Origin of the sequence: Acinetobacter nosocomialis NIPH 2119, assembly GCF_000368085.1 — a bacterium.
In the GTDB taxonomy this organism is placed as follows: domain Bacteria; phylum Pseudomonadota; class Gammaproteobacteria; order Pseudomonadales; family Moraxellaceae; genus Acinetobacter; species Acinetobacter nosocomialis.
This window is the reverse complement of the sequence record NZ_KB849239.1, coordinates 1,100,621-1,117,691: the sequence shown is the minus strand read 5'-3', so window position 1 is coordinate 1,117,691 and position 17,071 is coordinate 1,100,621. Positions and strand designations below refer to the sequence as shown.

Annotated in this window: 16 protein-coding genes; 14 read left to right on the top strand and 2 right to left on the bottom strand. The window is 35.8% G+C overall.

The features are described from left to right. Positions 1–152 precede the first annotated feature (152 nt). Both F984_RS09265 and F984_RS09260 read left to right on the top strand, forming a co-directional pair. Complete coding sequence (locus tag F984_RS09265) at positions 153–2,114, top strand: TonB-dependent receptor plug domain-containing protein (RefSeq protein ID WP_004708792.1); 1,962 nt, start codon at positions 153–155, stop codon at positions 2,112–2,114. A 136-nt stretch (positions 2,115–2,250) separates the two neighbouring features. Then, the gene (locus F984_RS09260; protein WP_004708790.1) at positions 2,251–2,652 is read left to right on the top strand and encodes a transcriptional repressor; all 402 of its coding nucleotides are present in this window, start codon (positions 2,251–2,253) and stop codon (positions 2,650–2,652) included. A 72-nt stretch (positions 2,653–2,724) separates the two neighbouring features. Here the strand turns inward: F984_RS09260 and F984_RS09255 are convergent, their stop codons facing one another. Continuing rightward, the gene (locus F984_RS09255; RefSeq protein ID WP_004708788.1) at positions 2,725–4,506 is read right to left on the bottom strand and encodes a bifunctional metallophosphatase/5'-nucleotidase; all 1,782 of its coding nucleotides are present in this window, start codon (positions 4,504–4,506) and stop codon (positions 2,725–2,727) included. A 300-nt stretch (positions 4,507–4,806) separates the two neighbouring features. Here F984_RS09255 and ppk1 point away from each other — a divergent pair, with 300 nt between their 5' ends. The 10 genes from ppk1 to F984_RS09210 all read left to right on the top strand — a co-directional run bounded on the left by ppk1 (position 4,807) and on the right by F984_RS09210 (position 13,431). Next, positions 4,807–6,882, top strand: coding sequence for a polyphosphate kinase 1 (gene ppk1 / locus F984_RS09250; protein ID WP_004708785.1), 2,076 nt, complete (start codon positions 4,807–4,809; stop codon positions 6,880–6,882). A 223-nt stretch (positions 6,883–7,105) separates the two neighbouring features. Next, positions 7,106–7,180 carry a pyrroloquinoline quinone precursor peptide PqqA gene (gene pqqA / locus F984_RS0103805; protein ID WP_001982218.1) on the top strand — a complete coding sequence of 25 codons (75 nt, stop codon included), beginning with the start codon at positions 7,106–7,108 and terminating at the stop codon, positions 7,178–7,180. Between the two features lie 75 nt (positions 7,181–7,255). Beyond that, complete coding sequence (gene pqqB / locus F984_RS09245; protein ID WP_004708783.1) at positions 7,256–8,167, top strand: pyrroloquinoline quinone biosynthesis protein PqqB; 912 nt, start codon at positions 7,256–7,258, stop codon at positions 8,165–8,167. 8 nt (positions 8,168–8,175) lie between these two features. After that, positions 8,176–8,934: a pyrroloquinoline-quinone synthase PqqC gene (pqqC, locus tag F984_RS09240; protein ID WP_000195110.1), complete on the top strand. Its 759-nt coding sequence runs from the start codon at positions 8,176–8,178 to the stop codon at positions 8,932–8,934. Beyond that, the gene (gene pqqD, locus F984_RS09235) at positions 8,931–9,215 is read left to right on the top strand and encodes a pyrroloquinoline quinone biosynthesis peptide chaperone PqqD (RefSeq protein WP_002049970.1); all 285 of its coding nucleotides are present in this window, start codon (positions 8,931–8,933) and stop codon (positions 9,213–9,215) included. The genes pqqC and pqqD overlap by 4 nt, the downstream gene beginning before the upstream one ends. Further along, positions 9,212–10,366 carry a pyrroloquinoline quinone biosynthesis protein PqqE gene (gene pqqE / locus F984_RS09230; RefSeq protein WP_004708780.1) on the top strand — a complete coding sequence of 385 codons (1,155 nt, stop codon included), beginning with the start codon at positions 9,212–9,214 and terminating at the stop codon, positions 10,364–10,366. Before pqqD ends, pqqE begins: the two co-directional genes overlap by 4 nt. A 16-nt stretch (positions 10,367–10,382) precedes the next feature. After that, positions 10,383–11,435, top strand: coding sequence for a dipeptidase (locus F984_RS09225; protein ID WP_004708779.1), 1,053 nt, complete (start codon positions 10,383–10,385; stop codon positions 11,433–11,435). Positions 11,436–12,014: 579 nt separating this feature from the next. Continuing rightward, positions 12,015–12,191, top strand: coding sequence for a hypothetical protein (locus tag F984_RS09220; RefSeq protein WP_004708777.1), 177 nt, complete (start codon positions 12,015–12,017; stop codon positions 12,189–12,191). 252 nt (positions 12,192–12,443) lie between these two features. Continuing rightward, positions 12,444–12,680: a hypothetical protein gene (locus F984_RS09215; protein WP_000044007.1), complete on the top strand. Its 237-nt coding sequence runs from the start codon at positions 12,444–12,446 to the stop codon at positions 12,678–12,680. Positions 12,681–12,843: 163 nt separating this feature from the next. Beyond that, positions 12,844–13,431 carry a uracil-DNA glycosylase family protein gene (locus F984_RS09210; protein ID WP_004708774.1) on the top strand — a complete coding sequence of 196 codons (588 nt, stop codon included), beginning with the start codon at positions 12,844–12,846 and terminating at the stop codon, positions 13,429–13,431. A 9-nt stretch (positions 13,432–13,440) separates the two neighbouring features. On the opposite strand, the gene F984_RS09205 is transcribed toward F984_RS09210, so the two are convergent. Then, positions 13,441–15,000, bottom strand: coding sequence for a phospholipase D family protein (locus F984_RS09205; protein WP_031944760.1), 1,560 nt, complete (start codon positions 14,998–15,000; stop codon positions 13,441–13,443). Positions 15,001–15,435: 435 nt separating this feature from the next. On the opposite strand from F984_RS09205, the gene F984_RS09200 reads away from it, so the two are divergent. After that, positions 15,436–15,903: a hypothetical protein gene (locus F984_RS09200; protein ID WP_002049859.1), complete on the top strand. Its 468-nt coding sequence runs from the start codon at positions 15,436–15,438 to the stop codon at positions 15,901–15,903. A gap of 727 nt (positions 15,904–16,630) precedes the next feature. After that, on the top strand, positions 16,631–16,990 hold the full coding sequence (locus F984_RS09195; RefSeq protein ID WP_004708771.1) for a hypothetical protein: 360 nt from the start codon (positions 16,631–16,633) through the stop codon (positions 16,988–16,990). Positions 16,991–17,071: the final 81 nt, after the last annotated feature.

Below are 17,071 nucleotides of genomic sequence, written 5' to 3'. Positions count from 1 at the left end.
TTTTAAACCGAACAAACAATAATGATTATCATTATATAAATAATAATTACTTTTATCTTGAACAATAAAAGTCATGGGGCTATCATGCTCGGCACATCATAAATGATAACAATTATCATATGGTAATCGTTATAAAATATAAGGACCGAGAAATGACGTTAACAAAAAAGGCGCTGGTGGTCGCCCTCTCAACACTGCTTCCATTTGCAGTCCAAGCAAATACCGATATTGACCAACAGGACACAAATGAACCTATTCAAAAACTTAAAACTATTGTGGTTTCGGCTGCTTTAAAAGAACAAGATGTAGATAAAGCACCTGCATCGATTAGTGTAATCACAAGTGAAGATATTGAACGTAGCGCGGCACTCAGCCTTGCCGATGTTTTACAAAAACAAGCTGGGGTTTATAACTATAACAGTGGTCAAGATAAAATCGTTATACGGGGAATGCTGAATACCTCAGGGAACTACACCTTAATTCTTTTAAACGGTAAACGCATGTCATCTAATGGTGCCATGTGGCGAGGCAATGACTTTGACTGGAGTGCGATTCCTTTAAATAGTATTGAGCGTGTTGAGGTGATTCGTGGGCCAATGTCATCTCTCTATGGTGCAGATGCGATGGGCGGTGTCATTAACATCATTACAAAAAAAGCAGAAGATGGACAATTACACGGTTCTATTTTTGGTCAATATAATCGAGCAGACCGTGGTGATGGTAAAAACCAGTACCGTTACGGCTTTAACCTATACGGTGGTTTAACCGATAATTTAAGTTTCACTCTGGCAGGTGATGCTTATAACCGTGATGCATGGTATAGAAAGGGCCAGCCAGATCCAGATGGTGCATATTTTGTAGAAAAAGACACCAAAAACGTAAATGGTACTTTAAGCTGGAATATTAATGACCAGCAAACCTTAGATCTAGATTTGGGCTATAACAACGATAAACGCCCGCTAACTCAAGATGCAGCTACCTCCATTCAAGAATCAGAAATGAAACGTACCAATGTGGGGATTGCTCACCGTGGTAAATGGGCTTGGGGTAAAACAGAAGCTTATATCGGTAAAGAAACCGCCAAAATTTATGACTATGACAGTGAATACGATGCGCCTCAAAGCCTTAATTATAAACAAGAAAATTTAATTGGCCGTGCTTTTGCCAACTTTGACTGGCTCATGAATAATACGACCAGTGGTTTTGACTATAAAGATCAGAAAATTACAGATGTCGTAAGTTATATCGGCACTGGAAAGAATCAGCAAAAGAGCTACGGTATATTTGTTCAAAACGATACCCATATTAATGACGCACTTACCTTAACATTAGGTGGTCGTTATGATGATTTTGATGACTTTGATGGTAAAACCACAGGTAAAGCTTATTTAGCATATCAACTCGCTGAAGGAGTCATACTTAAAGGTGGCGTGGGACAAGCTTATAAAGTTCCGGCTCCTGCTCAGTTAGACATTAACTACTCAATGATTTCATGTGGAGGTAGTTGCCACATTCGAGGTAATCCAAACCTAGCACCCGAAGAAAGTACAAACTATGAAGCATCCTTAATTGTGACCCGTCCAAACTGGAATGCTGGCGTTACAGTTTTCCAAAACGATGTGAAGAACTTGATTGAAGCAATTACCTTGAGTGATGGTGACCCGCGTTTAGTAGGTGATTTTAGAAAAATCTGGACCAATGTGAGCCGCGCAGAACTCAAAGGTGTTGAGCTTACAGGTGGATATGATTTCACTGACAATTTAGGTGTTAAGGCAAACGCAACTTATCTCGACGCAAAAAATAAAACCACAGGTAAAGACTTAACCGAACGTCCAGAATGGCTTGCCAATGGCTCTATTTCCTGGGCGCCAGTTCAAGACTTTCGTGTCAATGCAGGCGTGAGTTATGTAGGTAAACAAATGTACTCAGCGACTAAAGAGTTGCCAGCTTATACCACCTATGACGTGACATTTACTTCACCTATTACGCCACGTTTAACACTGGACTATGGTGTAAAAAACCTGACAGATGTTGATTTGGAGGATAAAAACAAAACCTTTAATACCAAACTTTATGGCCGCAATTACTTCTTAAAAGCGACTTATAGTTTCTAAGCTAAATCTAGTCTCAAAGCTTATTCATAGGGGAATAGGCTTTGAGTTTTTTAGTAAAACACCCATGATTTCAAGTAAATATAGACAAAATAATTTTTAAAAATTCCTATATTTCTAAACATTCAGGTTAATTAACATGACGACAATATCAAAATCATTATTAAATGGACTACCGATAAAAAAATCGAGAATACAGGTTTTTGAAATTTTAAATCAGAACCCACACGGCTTAAGTGCAGATAGTATTTATGCACAAATTAAAAATGAACATAAAATAACGCTAGGGACCATTTACCGAATTTTATCTGAGTTTGAAAATCGAAAACTTGTTAAAAGAGTGTTCTTGGGAAAAAGTAAAAGTATTTATAAACTCAGAAAAGATAAAATGAGCTGTAACCTGATTTCTCTAAAAACTGCTGAAACTTCAAGCTTTGAGCATGAAAAAGTGAATGAACTATTATACGAAGTTATGGATATTATTTTTGCAAATACTGGAACAGACATCAGCAGTGTAGAACTTAACCTCTATACTGAATAAAAATTTCGTTTAAATTTTCATATAAAAATAAAGGACAGCTTCGTACTGTCCTTTATACTTCATTAAATGAAATTATTTGATGACTTTAATTCGAGTTGTAGACGGAATAATGAGTGGTGAATTTTTAGCAACATAGCTTTCAAAGGCATCAATATCTTGACCACCACCAACGCGGTTCTGGCCATCTTTTAATACAGTGAAGTTGTCACCACCATCTGCTAAGAAACTATTTACCGTTACACGGTACACCTTCGTATCAACCAATGGAGAACCAGCAACCATGATATTGCTTGCTCGTGGTGAAACGGTTGTGTTTGCTGCATATTGATAACTTAACTCTTTAGACGGCTGTAAAATTTTAGGAGAGCTAGCATTTCCACCAGACCATTGTTGCTCAAGCACATCTCGAATTTGTTTACCGGTTAAACTCAATGTCACAATAGAGTTACCAAAAGGCTGAACCGCAAAAATATCACCAAAAGTAATTTGGTTATTGTTATTAATTAAGAGGTCGGCACGTACACCACCTGGGTTCATGAGTGTAAAGTCTGAACCTTGGTCGCTTGCTTTAAGAGCAGAGGCTTGTTGTGCGTCGGCAATCATATCGCCTAACGGACTTTCACCACTTTCGACTTGAGTACGGCTCACAACAGCAGTAGAAGTTCCAACTACGCGTCCAGAAATGGTTGTTACCGCTTGACGGTATTTATCTAAAATCGCCTCAATACTTGGTGTCTTACTAAATTTTTGATAAAGATCTGTAAGGCTTACGGTCGTTGTGCCTGAAGTATAGGCCTCACTTTGAATCGGAATTTGTTTAGCATCTTTTTTAATGATATCGCCAGTTTTACCGTCTAGCTCAATCTTAATATCGGTAATAAGTGTGCCGTATTGGCCAGCTGAAGTAAGTAAGAATGGCTTAGCTGGATTTTTAGTTGCATAGTCACAAATATAAGATTGATGCGTATGCCCTGAAACAACAATATCAACTGCCGGATTTAAGCGATCTAAAATACCTAAAATAGGTCCACTTAAGCCATCACAAGTTTTTTCATTAAGTTTAGTACTTGGTGCAGCACCTTCGTGAACAACCACAACAATTGCCTGAATTCCTTGTTTTTGTAGTTCAGGAATTAGCGCATTAACTGTATCCGCTTCATCACGAAATTCAACATCTTTAATGCCGGCTGCAGAAACAATACTTGGAGTCGCTTTAAGCGTTAAACCAATAAATGCTACTGGAATTCCACCATACATTTTGACTTTATAAGCTGGAAAAATAGTTTTACTTGCATCGTTTTTCATTGCGACGTTAGCTGCAAGGAAATTAAATTTCGCCCCACTAAAGTTTTTATTAATTTGGCAGGGTGCTGTACTTGTATATTGTTGACATCCACCATTTTGCAAACGGCGTAACTCATCTGTACCTCGGTCAAACTCATGGTTACCGACTGCATTAAAGTCAATTTGAATATCATTCATGACGTCAATGGTTGGCTCATCTAAAAATAATGAAGAAGTGAGTGGGGAAGCACTAATTAAATCACCCGCTGAAACAACAGCATTATTTGGATTTTGAGCTCTAAGTTTTTTAATTGCGTCTGCAAGGTAACTCACACCACCAACTGGAATACGAACTGTTTGAGACGCGTCATTAGGGTTAGCGGCATCAACGTAGCGTTTAGGTGGCTCTAGATTTCCGTGAAAGTCATTAAAAGCTAAAATATCGACAATCTGGTTACTTCGCGGCGCAGATGTATTTGAATCACTGTCATTGTTATCATTACAACCGGCTAATAAAGCCATCGCCAGACATAAAGATGTTGTCTTAAATAATATATTTAAAGTTGTCATTTTTTATCAATTGGTGAATTAAGATGCATAAAAAATACGCATACTGTGTGAATATTTGATGAAAACTAAATCTTAATCAAAATCAGATGATCTTTAAAAAATTAATGCTAAGATAATATTAGAGATAAACTAATAAAAGGAAATACTTAAGACACATAAATAGATTTTAAGTTTTTCATAAAAAATTCATGAATTTGCAATAAAACAGTTACAAAATGTTCAGTGAATAAAATCGGTTATATATTTTTAAATTAATCTTTTTTATTCATGTTCACTTTTTATCCATTATAAGAGTCAAGAATGACATCATTACCTACATTATCTAGCTCAAACCAGCATAATTTAGAAACATATATCAATAGAGAACTCTCTTTATTAGAGTTTCATAAGCGTGTGCTCGCTCAGGCCAAAGATATTGAACACCCATTACTTGAACGTTTAAATTTTTTAATTATTTTTTCACGTAATCTGGATGAATTTTTTGAAATTCGTGTGGCAAGTTTAATCCAGAAAATTAGTCTAATGACACAAGCGACTGGACCAGAAGGTCTGCCATTACCAGAAGTATTAAAGCAAATTTCGAAAAATGCTCATGAAGCCGTTGAAGAGCAATATAAGATTTTAAATTATACGTTGTTGCCACAGTTGCAAGGCTATGGCGTCCACTTTATTCAGCACGGCGATATATTAGAAAAACATAAAGAATGGATTAAAGAGTACTTTTTTAAAGAAGTACAACCTGTAGTTACACCAATTAGTCTTGATCCTGCACATCCATTTCCACGGTTAGTTAATAAAAGTCTTAACTTCATTGTGACTTTGGAAGGCAAAGATGCTTTCGGACGTCAGATTGATTTAGCTATTGTGCCGGCACCGCGTTCTTTACCAAGACTTGTTAAAATTCCGGAGCATATTTCCGGTGGTGCAGAACATTACATTCTGCTCTCTGCCATTATTCACCAGCATATTTCGGATTTATTTCCGGGCATGAAAGCCACAGGCTGTCATCAATTTCGTGTGACCCGAAATGCTGATTTAACCGTTTCTGAAGATGTAGAAGACTTGGCGGCAGCTTTAAAAGGTGAATTATCTTCACGCCGTTTTGGTCAAGCAGTTCGTTTGGAAGTAGCAAAAAAATGTCCTGAAGAAATTGCGAACTATTTATTAGAGCAATTTGATTTAGATGCAGAACATCTTTATTACGTCGATGGTCCTGTCAATTTAGCCCGTTTTATTTCCAACTTTGATTTGCCAGAGTTGCGCTATAAACCGTATCAACAAGTTTTACCAAAACTTCTCTATAGCAAAAAGCCAATTTTTGATGTGTTAAAAGCAGGGGATGTTTTACTTCATCATCCATTTGACTCTTTTGCACCCGTCATTAAGTTTCTTCGGGAAGCTGCTCAAGACCCAAATGTCTTGGCCATTAAACAAACCTTATACCGTAGTGGTGCCAACTCGGAAATCGTTCAACTTCTTGCAGAAGCGGCGCGTAACGGTAAAGAGGTCACTGCTGTTATTGAGTTAAGAGCACGTTTTGACGAAGAGTCCAATATTGAAGTAGCTAACGTATTGCAAGAAGCAGGCGCAGTTGTCGTTTATGGCATTGTTGGCTATAAAACTCACGCTAAAATGATTTTAGTTGTTCGCCGTGAACAAGACAAAATTAAAAGATATGTTCACTTAGGTACAGGCAACTATCATGCGGTGAATGCCAAAATTTATACCGATTTTGGCCTACTTACGAGTGATGCTGAAATTTGTGAAGACGTGCATAAAATTTTCCAAGAACTGACCGGTATGGGCAAAATGGCAAAGCTTAAGAAACTTTTTCATGCACCTTTTACCTTGCATTCACAATTACTAGAGCTTATTGAACAGGAAATTAAAAACAGTCTGGCTGGCAAGAAAGCACATATCATTATTAAAGTGAATGCACTTACTGAACCACAGCTCATCAGTGCGCTTTATAAAGCTTCTCAAGCGGGTGTACAAATTGATTTAATTATTCGTTCAATTTGCTGTTTAAGACCACAAGTTGCAGGGTTGTCCGATAATATTCGGGTACGTTCAATTGTTGGGCGTTATTTAGAACATACACGGGTTTACTATTTTTATAATGATGGCGATACAAAAGTATTTTGCGCTAGTGCAGACTGGATGGAACGAAATTTGTTCTCTCGTATCGAAACGTGTTTTCCAATCGAAAGTAAAAAATTAAAGAAACAAGTTATTGAAGATGGCCTAAACAATTACCTAAAAGATAATCGTCAAGCATGGGAACTACAAGCTGATGGAACTTGGGTGCAATGCCAGCCTAAACCAGAGCAAGATCTTTATATTGCACAGCAATACTTAATGAACTTAGCCGTGTAAAAGTTCGGTCATAGCAGAATATTTGTCTGTTATGACCTTTTAATCGCCTTTGATTGATAAGGAGTTATTAAAATTTGGACAAAAAACACAATTATCGAACAATATCTTGTATCAACCTTATCTACAAACGTGGCATTTTTAATTAGAATAAATTTTTAATTGCTTTATAAGATTTAATCAAGTGATTCATTTCGCAAGATTAATCCTGACTGGAGAAAAATTTATGCAATGGACAAAACCAGCTTTCACTGATTTACGTATTGGTTTTGAAGTAACAATGTACTTTGAAGCACGTTAATTATTTCTATTCAAATCTGACATAAGCCCTAGTTTTGTTCTAGGGCTTATGTCTTTCTAATAAGATATTAATTTTATGTATATTTATATTTTAGGTTCAGCGGCTGGAGGCGGCTTCCCTCAGTGGAACTGTAATTGTCCTAATTGTCATGGTATTCGTACAGGTAAAATTAATGCCAAAGTACGAACTCAATCTTCAATTGCGGTTTCAGAAAACGGCGTAGACTGGATTTTATTAAACGCATCACCAGATATCCGTCAACAATTATTTGACTTTAAAGCAGCTCAACCTGCACGTAAATTACGTGACACGGGCATTACCAACGTTATTTTGATGGATAGCCAGCTTGACCATACCACTGGACTGTTAACTTTACGTGAAGGCTGCCCAATGAATGTGTGGTGTACAGAAATGGTCTATCAAGACCTGACCACAGGTTTTCCAGTCTTTAATATGTTGAAGCACTGGAATGACGGTCTTCAATACAATGAAATTAATCCTAAACAAGCTTTTAAAATTGATGGTTTCGAAAATTTAGAATTTTTACCTTTAATTATTCAAAGTGCGGCACCGCCATATTCACCACATCGCCATGACCCGCATGAGGGCGACAATATTGCCTTAATCATCAAAGATCGTAAAACACAAAAACAGTTGTTTTATGCACCAGGGCTTGGAAAGATTGATGATCAAATTATGCAGATTATGCAAAATTCTGACTGCGTCATGATTGATGGCACACTCTGGACCGATGATGAAATGCAGCAAACGGGTGTAGGTAAAAAAACTGGCCGTGAAATGGGGCATTTATATATTAGTGGGGAAGGCGGTTCACTGTCTTATTTGAACCAACTCAATACACCCAAAAAAGTGCTGATTCATATTAACAATACCAATCCGATTTTAAATGAAGACTCTGCTCAATTTGCTGAACTAAAAGCACATGGTGTAGAAGTTGCCTATGATGGCATGCAGATCGAACTCTAAGGTGAAACATGACTCAAACACCTGAAGCTTTAACAACCGAACAATTTAAACAGGCCATTATTGATAAAGGTCAGTATTATCATATCTATCATCCATTTCATGTGATGATGTATGAAGGTAAAGCCACTCAACAACAAATTCAGGCTTGGGTTGCAAATCGTTATTATTATCAAATCAATATTCCACTCAAAGATGCCGCGATCATGGCAAATTGCCCAGACCAACGTGTACGTCAGGAATGGATTCAACGCATGATTGACCAAGATGGCGAATATCCTGACGGCGGTGGACGAGAAGCATGGTTACGGTTAGCAGAAGCTGTAGGCTTGAGTCGTGAGCAAGTGATTTCCGAAGAATTGGTTTTACCGGGTGTTCGCTTTGCTGTAGATGCCTATGTAAATTTTGCACGCCGTGCATCATGGCGTGAGGCAGCAAGCAGCTCTTTAACTGAACTTTTTGCCCCACAGATTCATCAATCTCGCCTTGAATCATGGCCACAACATTACCCTTGGATTGATGACAAAGGCTACGAGTATTTTCGTTCTCGTTTAAGTCAAGCACGCCGTGATGTTGAACATGGTTTAACAATTACGCTTGATTCATTTACCACTCATGAGCAACAACAAAGAATGCTGGAAATATTGCAGTTTAAACTGGATATTTTATGGAGCATTTTAGATGCCTTAACACTGGCATACGTACACAATGAAGCACCATATCATAGCGTGACTCAAGAACGGGTATGGCACAAAGGACTATTTAAATGAATAAAGAACAATTTGATGTAAATCTTGTGCCTACATGGCGACAAGGTTATCGCTTTCAATTTGAGCCTGCTCAAAATAGCTTTGTCATTTTATATCCTGAAGGCATGATTAAATTAAATGAAAGTGCAGGGGCCATTGGACAGTATATTGATGGGAAAAATAATGTCTCTGCCATTATTGCCCAGCTCAAGCAACAATTTGGTGATATAGCCGAAATTGACAACGATGTTATTGATTACATGTTAGTTGCCCAGCAACAGCACTGGATTGATTTTATATGACCAATGGTGTTGGTTTACCCCTATGGCTACTAGCGGAGCTAACATATCGTTGCCCGCTACAATGTCCATATTGCTCGAACCCTTTAGACTACGCACAGCACAAAAATGAACTGACTACTCAAGAGTGGTTTGACGTTTTCGATCAAGCTCGGCAAATGGGTGCTGTACAGCTAGGGTTTTCAGGTGGTGAACCTTTAGTACGTCAAGATCTGGAACAGCTTGTGGCACACGCACACCAACTCGGATTTTATACCAATCTCATTACCTCAGGCATGGGCCTTACTGAACAGCGTATTTCCCATTTAAAACAAGCTGGCCTAGACCATATTCAAATTAGCTTTCAAGCAAGTGACCCAGTTGTTAATGATGCTTTGGCAGGATCAAAACATGCTTTTGAACAAAAGTATGAAATGTGCCGACTTGTTAAGAAATATGATTATCCGATGGTCCTTAATTTTGTGATCCATCGGCATAACATTGACCAAATTGATAAAATTATCGAGCTTTGCCTTGAACTCAATGCCGATACAGTCGAGCTAGCAATTTGTCAGTTTTATGGTTGGGCATTTTTAAACCGTCAAGGTTTATTACCGACACAAGAACAACTCATACGTGCTGAACGTATTACCAATGAATATCGCGACAAGTTAAAAGCGCAGAACCATCCTTGCAAACTTATTTTTGTGGTACCTGATTATTACGAAGAACGGCCAAAAGCCTGTATGAATGGTTGGGGAAAAATTTTCTTTACAGTTGCTCCAGATGGTATGGCCTTGCCATGTCACGCAGCAAGACAATTGCCTATTTCTTTCCCAAATGTTCGTGAACAAAGCCTATCAAAAATTTGGTATAAATCTACCGGTTTTAATCACTTCCGTGGCGATGCATGGATGCCAGAAGGTTGCCGTAGTTGCCCAGATAAAGACCGCGACTTTGGTGGCTGTCGTTGCCAAGCCTATATGTTAACAGGCGATGCAAGCAATGCAGACCCTGTTTGTGGTAAATCGCCATATCATCAGCTGATTGAACAGGCACGTGCCGAGAGCAAAATTGATTCTTCACTGGAAAAACTGGTGTTCCGTAATAGCCGAAATTCAAAGCAATTTACGGTTCAACAAAACATTCCTGTTCAAAATATTGTAGATGATTAGCTGTGAGAAAACCGATATGAATCATGGCACATTTCCTGTTTTTGATGGCCATAACGATGTATTAACCCGTTTGTGGTTAAGTGATCATAGCAATCCTGCTCAGGCTTTTATTCAGGAACGTTTAGCAGGGCATCTCGATTTAAAACGCTGTCAAAAAGCGGGTTTTGTCGGTGGGATGTTTGCTATTTTCTTGCCGCCTTTTCATTATGTTAAGCAGCATCATGCCAACAAACTATTTGACCAAAACGCGTCTGACTTTACCCAACAGCAAATTGAGCAAATTTGTCTGGCACAACTCGATTTAGCAAAACAACTTGCCGAGTATTCTAACGATATTCAAATTTGCACAACTGTTCAGCATATTCAGCACTGTTTAGCAAAACAAAAGTTAGCCATTGTATTGCATATGGAAGGCGCCGAAGCACTACAATTCAATCCAGATTTACTTGATGTATTTTATGATGCAGGGCTTCGTAGCATTGGACCGCTTTGGAATAGACCCAGTCGCTTTGGACATGGTTTAAATGCTAAGTTTCCCCATTCACCCGATACGGGAGCCGGCCTTACACACGAGGGGAAAGCATTTATAAAACGCTGTGCTGATAAAAAAATGGTGATTGATGTTTCCCATATGAATGAACGAGCTTTTTGGGATACCGCTAACATTCTTCAACAGCCCATAGTCGCGACCCATTCGAATGTACATGCCTTATGTCCACAAGCTAGAAATCTAACAGATGACCAACTTAGGGCGATCAGGGACTCTAAAGGCATAGTCGGGGTAAATTTTGACGTTGCATTTTTACGTAAAGACGGGCAGCGCGATGCCAACACATCTATTGATGTACTTTTAGAGCATCTTGAATATTTAATAGATCAAATGGGAAAAGATTATGTCGGTTTTGGTTCCGACTTTGATGGAGCACTTATTAGCGATGAAATTGAAGATGTAAGGGGACTACACTTACTTATTGAAGCAATGCAAAAGCGACATTATTCAAATGAAACTATAGAAAAAATTTGTTTTTCAAACTGGTTAACTGTACTCAATCGCATTCTAATTAAATAATTTATTGCTAAACATATTGAAAATAGCGAATTATTTTGCATTTTTTATTGGCCGAAATGACTAAAAAAAGTACAAATGGTTTAATTGTCAACCATTCGGTAAATTAATTAGAATCAATATTACTGAATGTAAGAACATTTGGTATTTCAGGTCTTTAGTGGTTTTCACATGCGCCCATTTCTTTTTGAGAAGTAGAAATGGGCGTTTTTTATTGCTTATTTTAAAAATGAGAATTTCATCACAAGAATGACCAATTAATTGCAAATGGTCCCTTTCCCATCTTGACTAAAAGTTCAGCATTAAATACATTGGAACTGTATTTAAAGATAAATAAGATTGCTTAAAGCAATTAATAATACTGCTTAATCCTGAAATACAGTAAAAAGCCTATTCCATTTTTAGAATAGGCTTTTTGCTTTGTATCAAAATTTATTTTTGAAACTACTATACTCTTCAATTAACATAAAAATTAAATACCTTACAAAAGCGACTCAAATCAAAGCCCTTAAATAACAAATAATGTGCTATTAATTTAAGTTGATTTCTCAAAAGTTTCTCCGTCAACTGAAGAGGTGCAAAATGTTAAAATCAATTTTAGTACTAGGAACAGGTATTGCCATTGGCATGTGCGTATACAAGAAGAAGCAAAAAAATAGTAAGAGCTTTAGTGCCGATAGCGATACTGACTCATTGATTAGTAAAGATAATAATAAAAACAAAGATGATAGTTCTCTAGATAATGCTGTACAAGTTTAAAAGTAAATAAAGGGGTTCATACGTGGACCCTTTAAATATTATTTTCTATAAATTAGATTTATTTAAAATAATAAGCTTTTTGACAAGTTCATCTAATATTAACTTTTATTTTAAATAATTATTTCACTATTCATTTAATTATTAAATAAATATGTTTAAAACAAAAAAAACACTTCAAATGCTAAATTTTACATGTTGTAGCAAAACTCCCTTTATTATCTTTAACGTTAAGAATAAAAAATGGAGACTAAAATGTCTAAACGTCATATTTTAAAAGAAGTTAATGCAAAAAGTATGTGTGGTATGGAAATTGTGGTAGAGCAAATTTTTGAAAATGCGTTGGAAAAAAATTTAGCTTCAACCGAAGTAGAGCAAAACTGGTTACCACTTTCGAAGATTGTCATTTCAGACAAAGTTATCAATTTAGATCAAGACAACACCTTTGCCCATCCAAGAACAGGTAAAGTCTTTAAAATTTTAAACTCCTAAACAGTTTGGTTACTAACATGCATATAAACGAAATGATTGAGGCGAAACAACAAAAGGTTTCGCCTCAATGCATTTAATTAAGTGAATTTGCATTTCTTGACTCGTGATTAACCTGAAAATGCGTTAAGTTACTTATAATTTTTGAAGTAAATACTGATTTTTTATGATAATTGAGATAGAAACCCATCCACTACAACCATTTTTACCTGAAAATGCCCGTTTATTAATGCTAGGGAGTTTTCCACCTCCTCGTAATAAATGGAAGATGGACTTTTACTATCCAAACTTTCAAAATGACATGTGGAGAATTTTTGGCTTAATCTTTTTCCAAAACAAGACCTATTTTTTAAGCGAAAATCAGAAAACATTTAATGAAGAACGTATCCGAAACTTCTTAACTGAAACAGGTATTGCCATTTTCGATACGGCTTATCAAATTAAACGCCTCAAAGGTAATGCTTCAGATAAGTTTCTGGAAATCGTTACACCAACGGACTTGGCGGCTTTGCTTCAAAAAATCCCTTTATGCCAAACTATTATGACTACAGGTGACAAAGCAACTGATACCTTAATTTCAGTTTTACCTGAGAACACTGAAAAACCTTTAATTGGAACATCGACAACAACTTATTTTGCCGACCGCGATATTCATTTATATCGGTTACCGTCATCTTCTAGAGCATATCCACTAGCGCTTGAGAAGAAAGCAGAAGCCTATCAAAAATTCTTTAAAGAAATAGGTTTCTTGTAATATTCAAACTTACATCATCCACTCAATAGGCAGGTAAGAAACGGCTTTAATCATTGTTCGTTGAAAACGGCTGGTTCCCGGGTCTTTATCGTATTCAATGACTTGCCCATTCGACTGGTAATCTAGCCAAGTAATTTCACCTTGGCTATTTAGTTTTAACTGATAGGCCACTTGAGGTAAATGTTGATCTAACATAACGGAAATCTGAGTTTGTAATTGGCTAGATTCAATCACTAAACCTACTTCGGTATTTAAATAAGTAGAGCGGGGGTCAAAGTTAAAAGAACCAATAAATACTTTGCCATCTACATCAAAAAATTTCGCATGCAAACTTGATTTATTTTTACCCTTTGCCGGTATAACGCTACCCGTTACGATTTCGTACCAAGTTCTACGTCGCCGTTCTAAAACAGGTTTAAACTCATAAAGTTCAATACCATTTTTAAGCATTTCTACACGGTATTGACTATAAAAAGCATGTACGATCGCAACATCATTCGCAGCAAAAGAGTTAGTTAAAGCACGAACTTTAATTCCTTCAACTCGCAGTTGTTTCAAATAATACGTACCTTGTTGAGTGGGTACAAAATAAGCAGAAGCTAATTCTAAGTGCTGCTTGGGTTTACCCATAATAGACATGACTTGCCCATACAGCATTTCATGTTCAGCTGCGGTACCTAAAATTTTCTTGGGAGAGTCTGCTACAAAGTGTGCTTTAGACCATTGAATAGGGTTGTGCTCTAAAAGCTCTTTTAGATAAGTCTGGGCATCATAAAGTTTATCTTCGGTCAGACTATGGTTTTCATGGTGTAATTGTTCGTAATGCTCTCTTAGAGCTTTTAAATGATGCTCAGCACAAGTACCAATCACTTTAGTCGCGTCTACACTTAAGGTACTTTCCCAAAAGTCAGCAAATACAGCTTGGGCATGCCGTACAGCATCTCCATAAAACAAAATATCTAAATCTGTAAATTGAAACTTACTGCTTGCTTCAAAATATTCACTACTGATATTTCTACCACCGGTTACTGCAATTGAAGCATCTGCAATAATGAGCTTATTATGCATACGGTGATTCACTTTTTTGAAGCGAAAAATATAGTCGAATATTCTTAAATATCTAAATTTATAAGGATTAAATAGCCTAATTTCAAAATTGGAATGCTGTAAAAGGCTTCTTAATATGCCATCAAGTTTTATACCGTTTTGATCATCAATTAACAGTCTGACTTTTATGCCTCGATCTGCCGCCTTCAGTAATTCATGCAAGATCAGATTACCCACAAAATCATTAGTCCAAATGTAATATTGTAGATCTATGGTTTCTTTGGCATTTCTAATTAAATAAATACGTGAAGCGATACTCATAAATGCATCATCGAGGGCTACAAAAGCGGTAAGACCCTGACGTGTTTTTTCTTCTGCTGTCTCATCATTCAACCAATTATTTGTCTTTATCACTATATCTTTCTCATTAGGATCGTATGTATCTGTATAAGAAGGTAAATCAGTAAAACCCCAAGCACTTAAGGCCATAGTACTATACTGCTCATATAGCTGATTGATCATGTAAGCATTTAATTTGCATCCAAGTTAGATCTATCAGAGCATTCTTATATTCAATTTATATGTCAAAAACCTCAATAACTGTATGATTTTGTTGTACTCTAAAAAACTATAAAATTAAAATATAATGAAAACAACGTATTAGTAGATATTAAATTTTACTAGCGACGTGTTAAATAATCATTTTGATTGTGTGAGCTGTATTTTACTGCAAGAAATTATTTCGATAATTTATGAATTTCACTTATAAAACTGTGACATATTACTCCTTATTTTTATAAGTTGTGTTTTAACATACGCCCTAATTTCACAAGTTCACATTACTTACAATGAGGACACTAACTACTACATTAAAACACATGATTTCTATCATACTTCCTTAAAAAGCTGCATAAGCAACCTACCAAACAATGGAAGGTAGAAGGAAGGAGATAGGAAATGCCACAATATTTAATGATTGCTGAAAAGGTATATAAAAAAATTGAAGAAAATAATCTTTTTTCTGATACTCCGACTGAACATTTGAATAACTTGATAGGCGTAATCCGTAAAGAGATTAAAGGTACAAAATTTAAGCTTAAATATAACTTTATTGATTTTGAAGAATGTTTAACAAAGCCACTGGATGAATGCGCCGTTAAGATTGATATTAGCCTAATGCCAAGCCATAAAAATAAAGACGAATATATTTTATGGTTAGCGGGATTTATAGAAAGAATGACGACAGGTGGGGAGACTCATCTTCCTCCTATTTCAAAATTTATTCCACCAGACTTTAAATTTAACTGTGAATTTGATAGTGGTCATACTCAGCCAGTAGAAGTACAGAGACATGATGAGGGAGAACTTATCATTAATTACTTTAAATCAGAGGCCTTCATGAAAATTATAAAAGAAGAAAAATAATTTAAAGAATAGAAGTGTTTCCACCACACTTCTATATCGCTGTCAAAATTCAGCGACCGCCTTCTGGGGCGGTTTTTTTATGGAATTAGCAAAATTCCTTGTTATGTTGATGTCTTCACATAAGTTTTCACTATGAACATAACTCACTTGTTCGCTATAAAAATAGATACAGAAATCAATGTTAGCTTTTTATTATCTTCATGATTTAAGGAGATATAGAAATTTTAAAAGAGAGTTAAATTGCTTCCTTGTAGACAATTTAGTCTAGATGTATTCTGAATCTATAAAGAACTTTCATGTTTGTTAGTTTTTTAAAGGAGGTGTCTATGCTCCATAATTTTAGACAATTTTTCTGCATGCACATCTGGGAATATGATTTTAATATTTCTCATGATGAGGTAAGAGAATGTAGAAAATGTGGGAAAATTCATAAAGTGAAGAGTTCCCATAAAATGACTTAAGATTAAAGAAAGTGATTTTAAGCATATTAAAAAATAAGCCCAATAATTTAAAAAGTATTGGGCTTATCTATGAATAATAAAAACCTATTAATTTACTCAGAATATAATTCAAATTAGATCACATTTTTAAATTATAAAAGGTTTCAATTTACATAATTTTATATTAAATTTAAAAAATAAATAACACTTCAATAAAAACTAAAAACTTAAATTTATAACTTTAATCTTATACTCATATTTTATAAGAAATTAATAAGGAGATAGAAATGCCAAAATACTTACTATTAGCAGAAAAAATTTCAAAAAATATAAAAAAAGAACATACCAATAATCATCTAAAAAACCTACATAATTTAATTATGGAAATCAAAAAAGCAATTAATGGTACAGAATTAAAGTTTTTATATAATTTTTTTGATTTCGGAGGCACATTTCTTAATCTTCAGGATGAGTTACCTTTCAAGTTAGATATTAGCTTGATTCCCATCTATAAAAGTGAAGAAGACTTTATTTTTTGGTTAGCAGATTTCATTGATCGAATCACTATCGACACAAGTAAAGGAGATTATTCAATAAAAAAGAAGTTAGCCATCCTACACTCTATTGTTGAGAAAATTGATCTATAGGCTTTAGCTTAGTATCTTAGTATAGCCATTTTTTTAAATGGTCCATTGATATAGAACTACCTTGTTTATCGGTAGTTCTTT

Bases quoted from the DNA above. Each gene is read 5' to 3' on its own strand.
- F984_RS09195 (WP_004708771.1), top strand. From the start codon at position 16,631: ATGCCAAAATACTTACTATTAGCAGAAAAAATTTCAAAAAATATAAAA.
- F984_RS09225 (WP_004708779.1), top strand. From the start codon at position 10,383: ATGAATCATGGCACATTTCCTGTTTTTGATGGCCATAACGATGTATTA.
- F984_RS09205 (WP_031944760.1), bottom strand. From the start codon at position 15,000: ATGATCAATCAGCTATATGAGCAGTATAGTACTATGGCCTTAAGTGCT.
- pqqE (WP_004708780.1), top strand. From the start codon at position 9,212: ATGACCAATGGTGTTGGTTTACCCCTATGGCTACTAGCGGAGCTAACA.
- F984_RS09215 (WP_000044007.1), top strand. From the start codon at position 12,444: ATGTCTAAACGTCATATTTTAAAAGAAGTTAATGCAAAAAGTATGTGT.
- F984_RS09220 (WP_004708777.1), top strand. From the start codon at position 12,015: ATGTTAAAATCAATTTTAGTACTAGGAACAGGTATTGCCATTGGCATG.
- F984_RS09265 (WP_004708792.1), top strand. From the start codon at position 153: ATGACGTTAACAAAAAAGGCGCTGGTGGTCGCCCTCTCAACACTGCTT.
- F984_RS09260 (WP_004708790.1), top strand. From the start codon at position 2,251: ATGACGACAATATCAAAATCATTATTAAATGGACTACCGATAAAAAAA.
- pqqD (WP_002049970.1), top strand. From the start codon at position 8,931: ATGAATAAAGAACAATTTGATGTAAATCTTGTGCCTACATGGCGACAA.
- F984_RS09200 (WP_002049859.1), top strand. From the start codon at position 15,436: ATGCCACAATATTTAATGATTGCTGAAAAGGTATATAAAAAAATTGAA.
- F984_RS09210 (WP_004708774.1), top strand. From the start codon at position 12,844: ATGATAATTGAGATAGAAACCCATCCACTACAACCATTTTTACCTGAA.
- pqqB (WP_004708783.1), top strand. From the start codon at position 7,256: ATGTATATTTATATTTTAGGTTCAGCGGCTGGAGGCGGCTTCCCTCAG.
- F984_RS09255 (WP_004708788.1), bottom strand. From the start codon at position 4,506: ATGACAACTTTAAATATATTATTTAAGACAACATCTTTATGTCTGGCG.
- pqqC (WP_000195110.1), top strand. From the start codon at position 8,176: ATGACTCAAACACCTGAAGCTTTAACAACCGAACAATTTAAACAGGCC.
- ppk1 (WP_004708785.1), top strand. From the start codon at position 4,807: ATGACATCATTACCTACATTATCTAGCTCAAACCAGCATAATTTAGAA.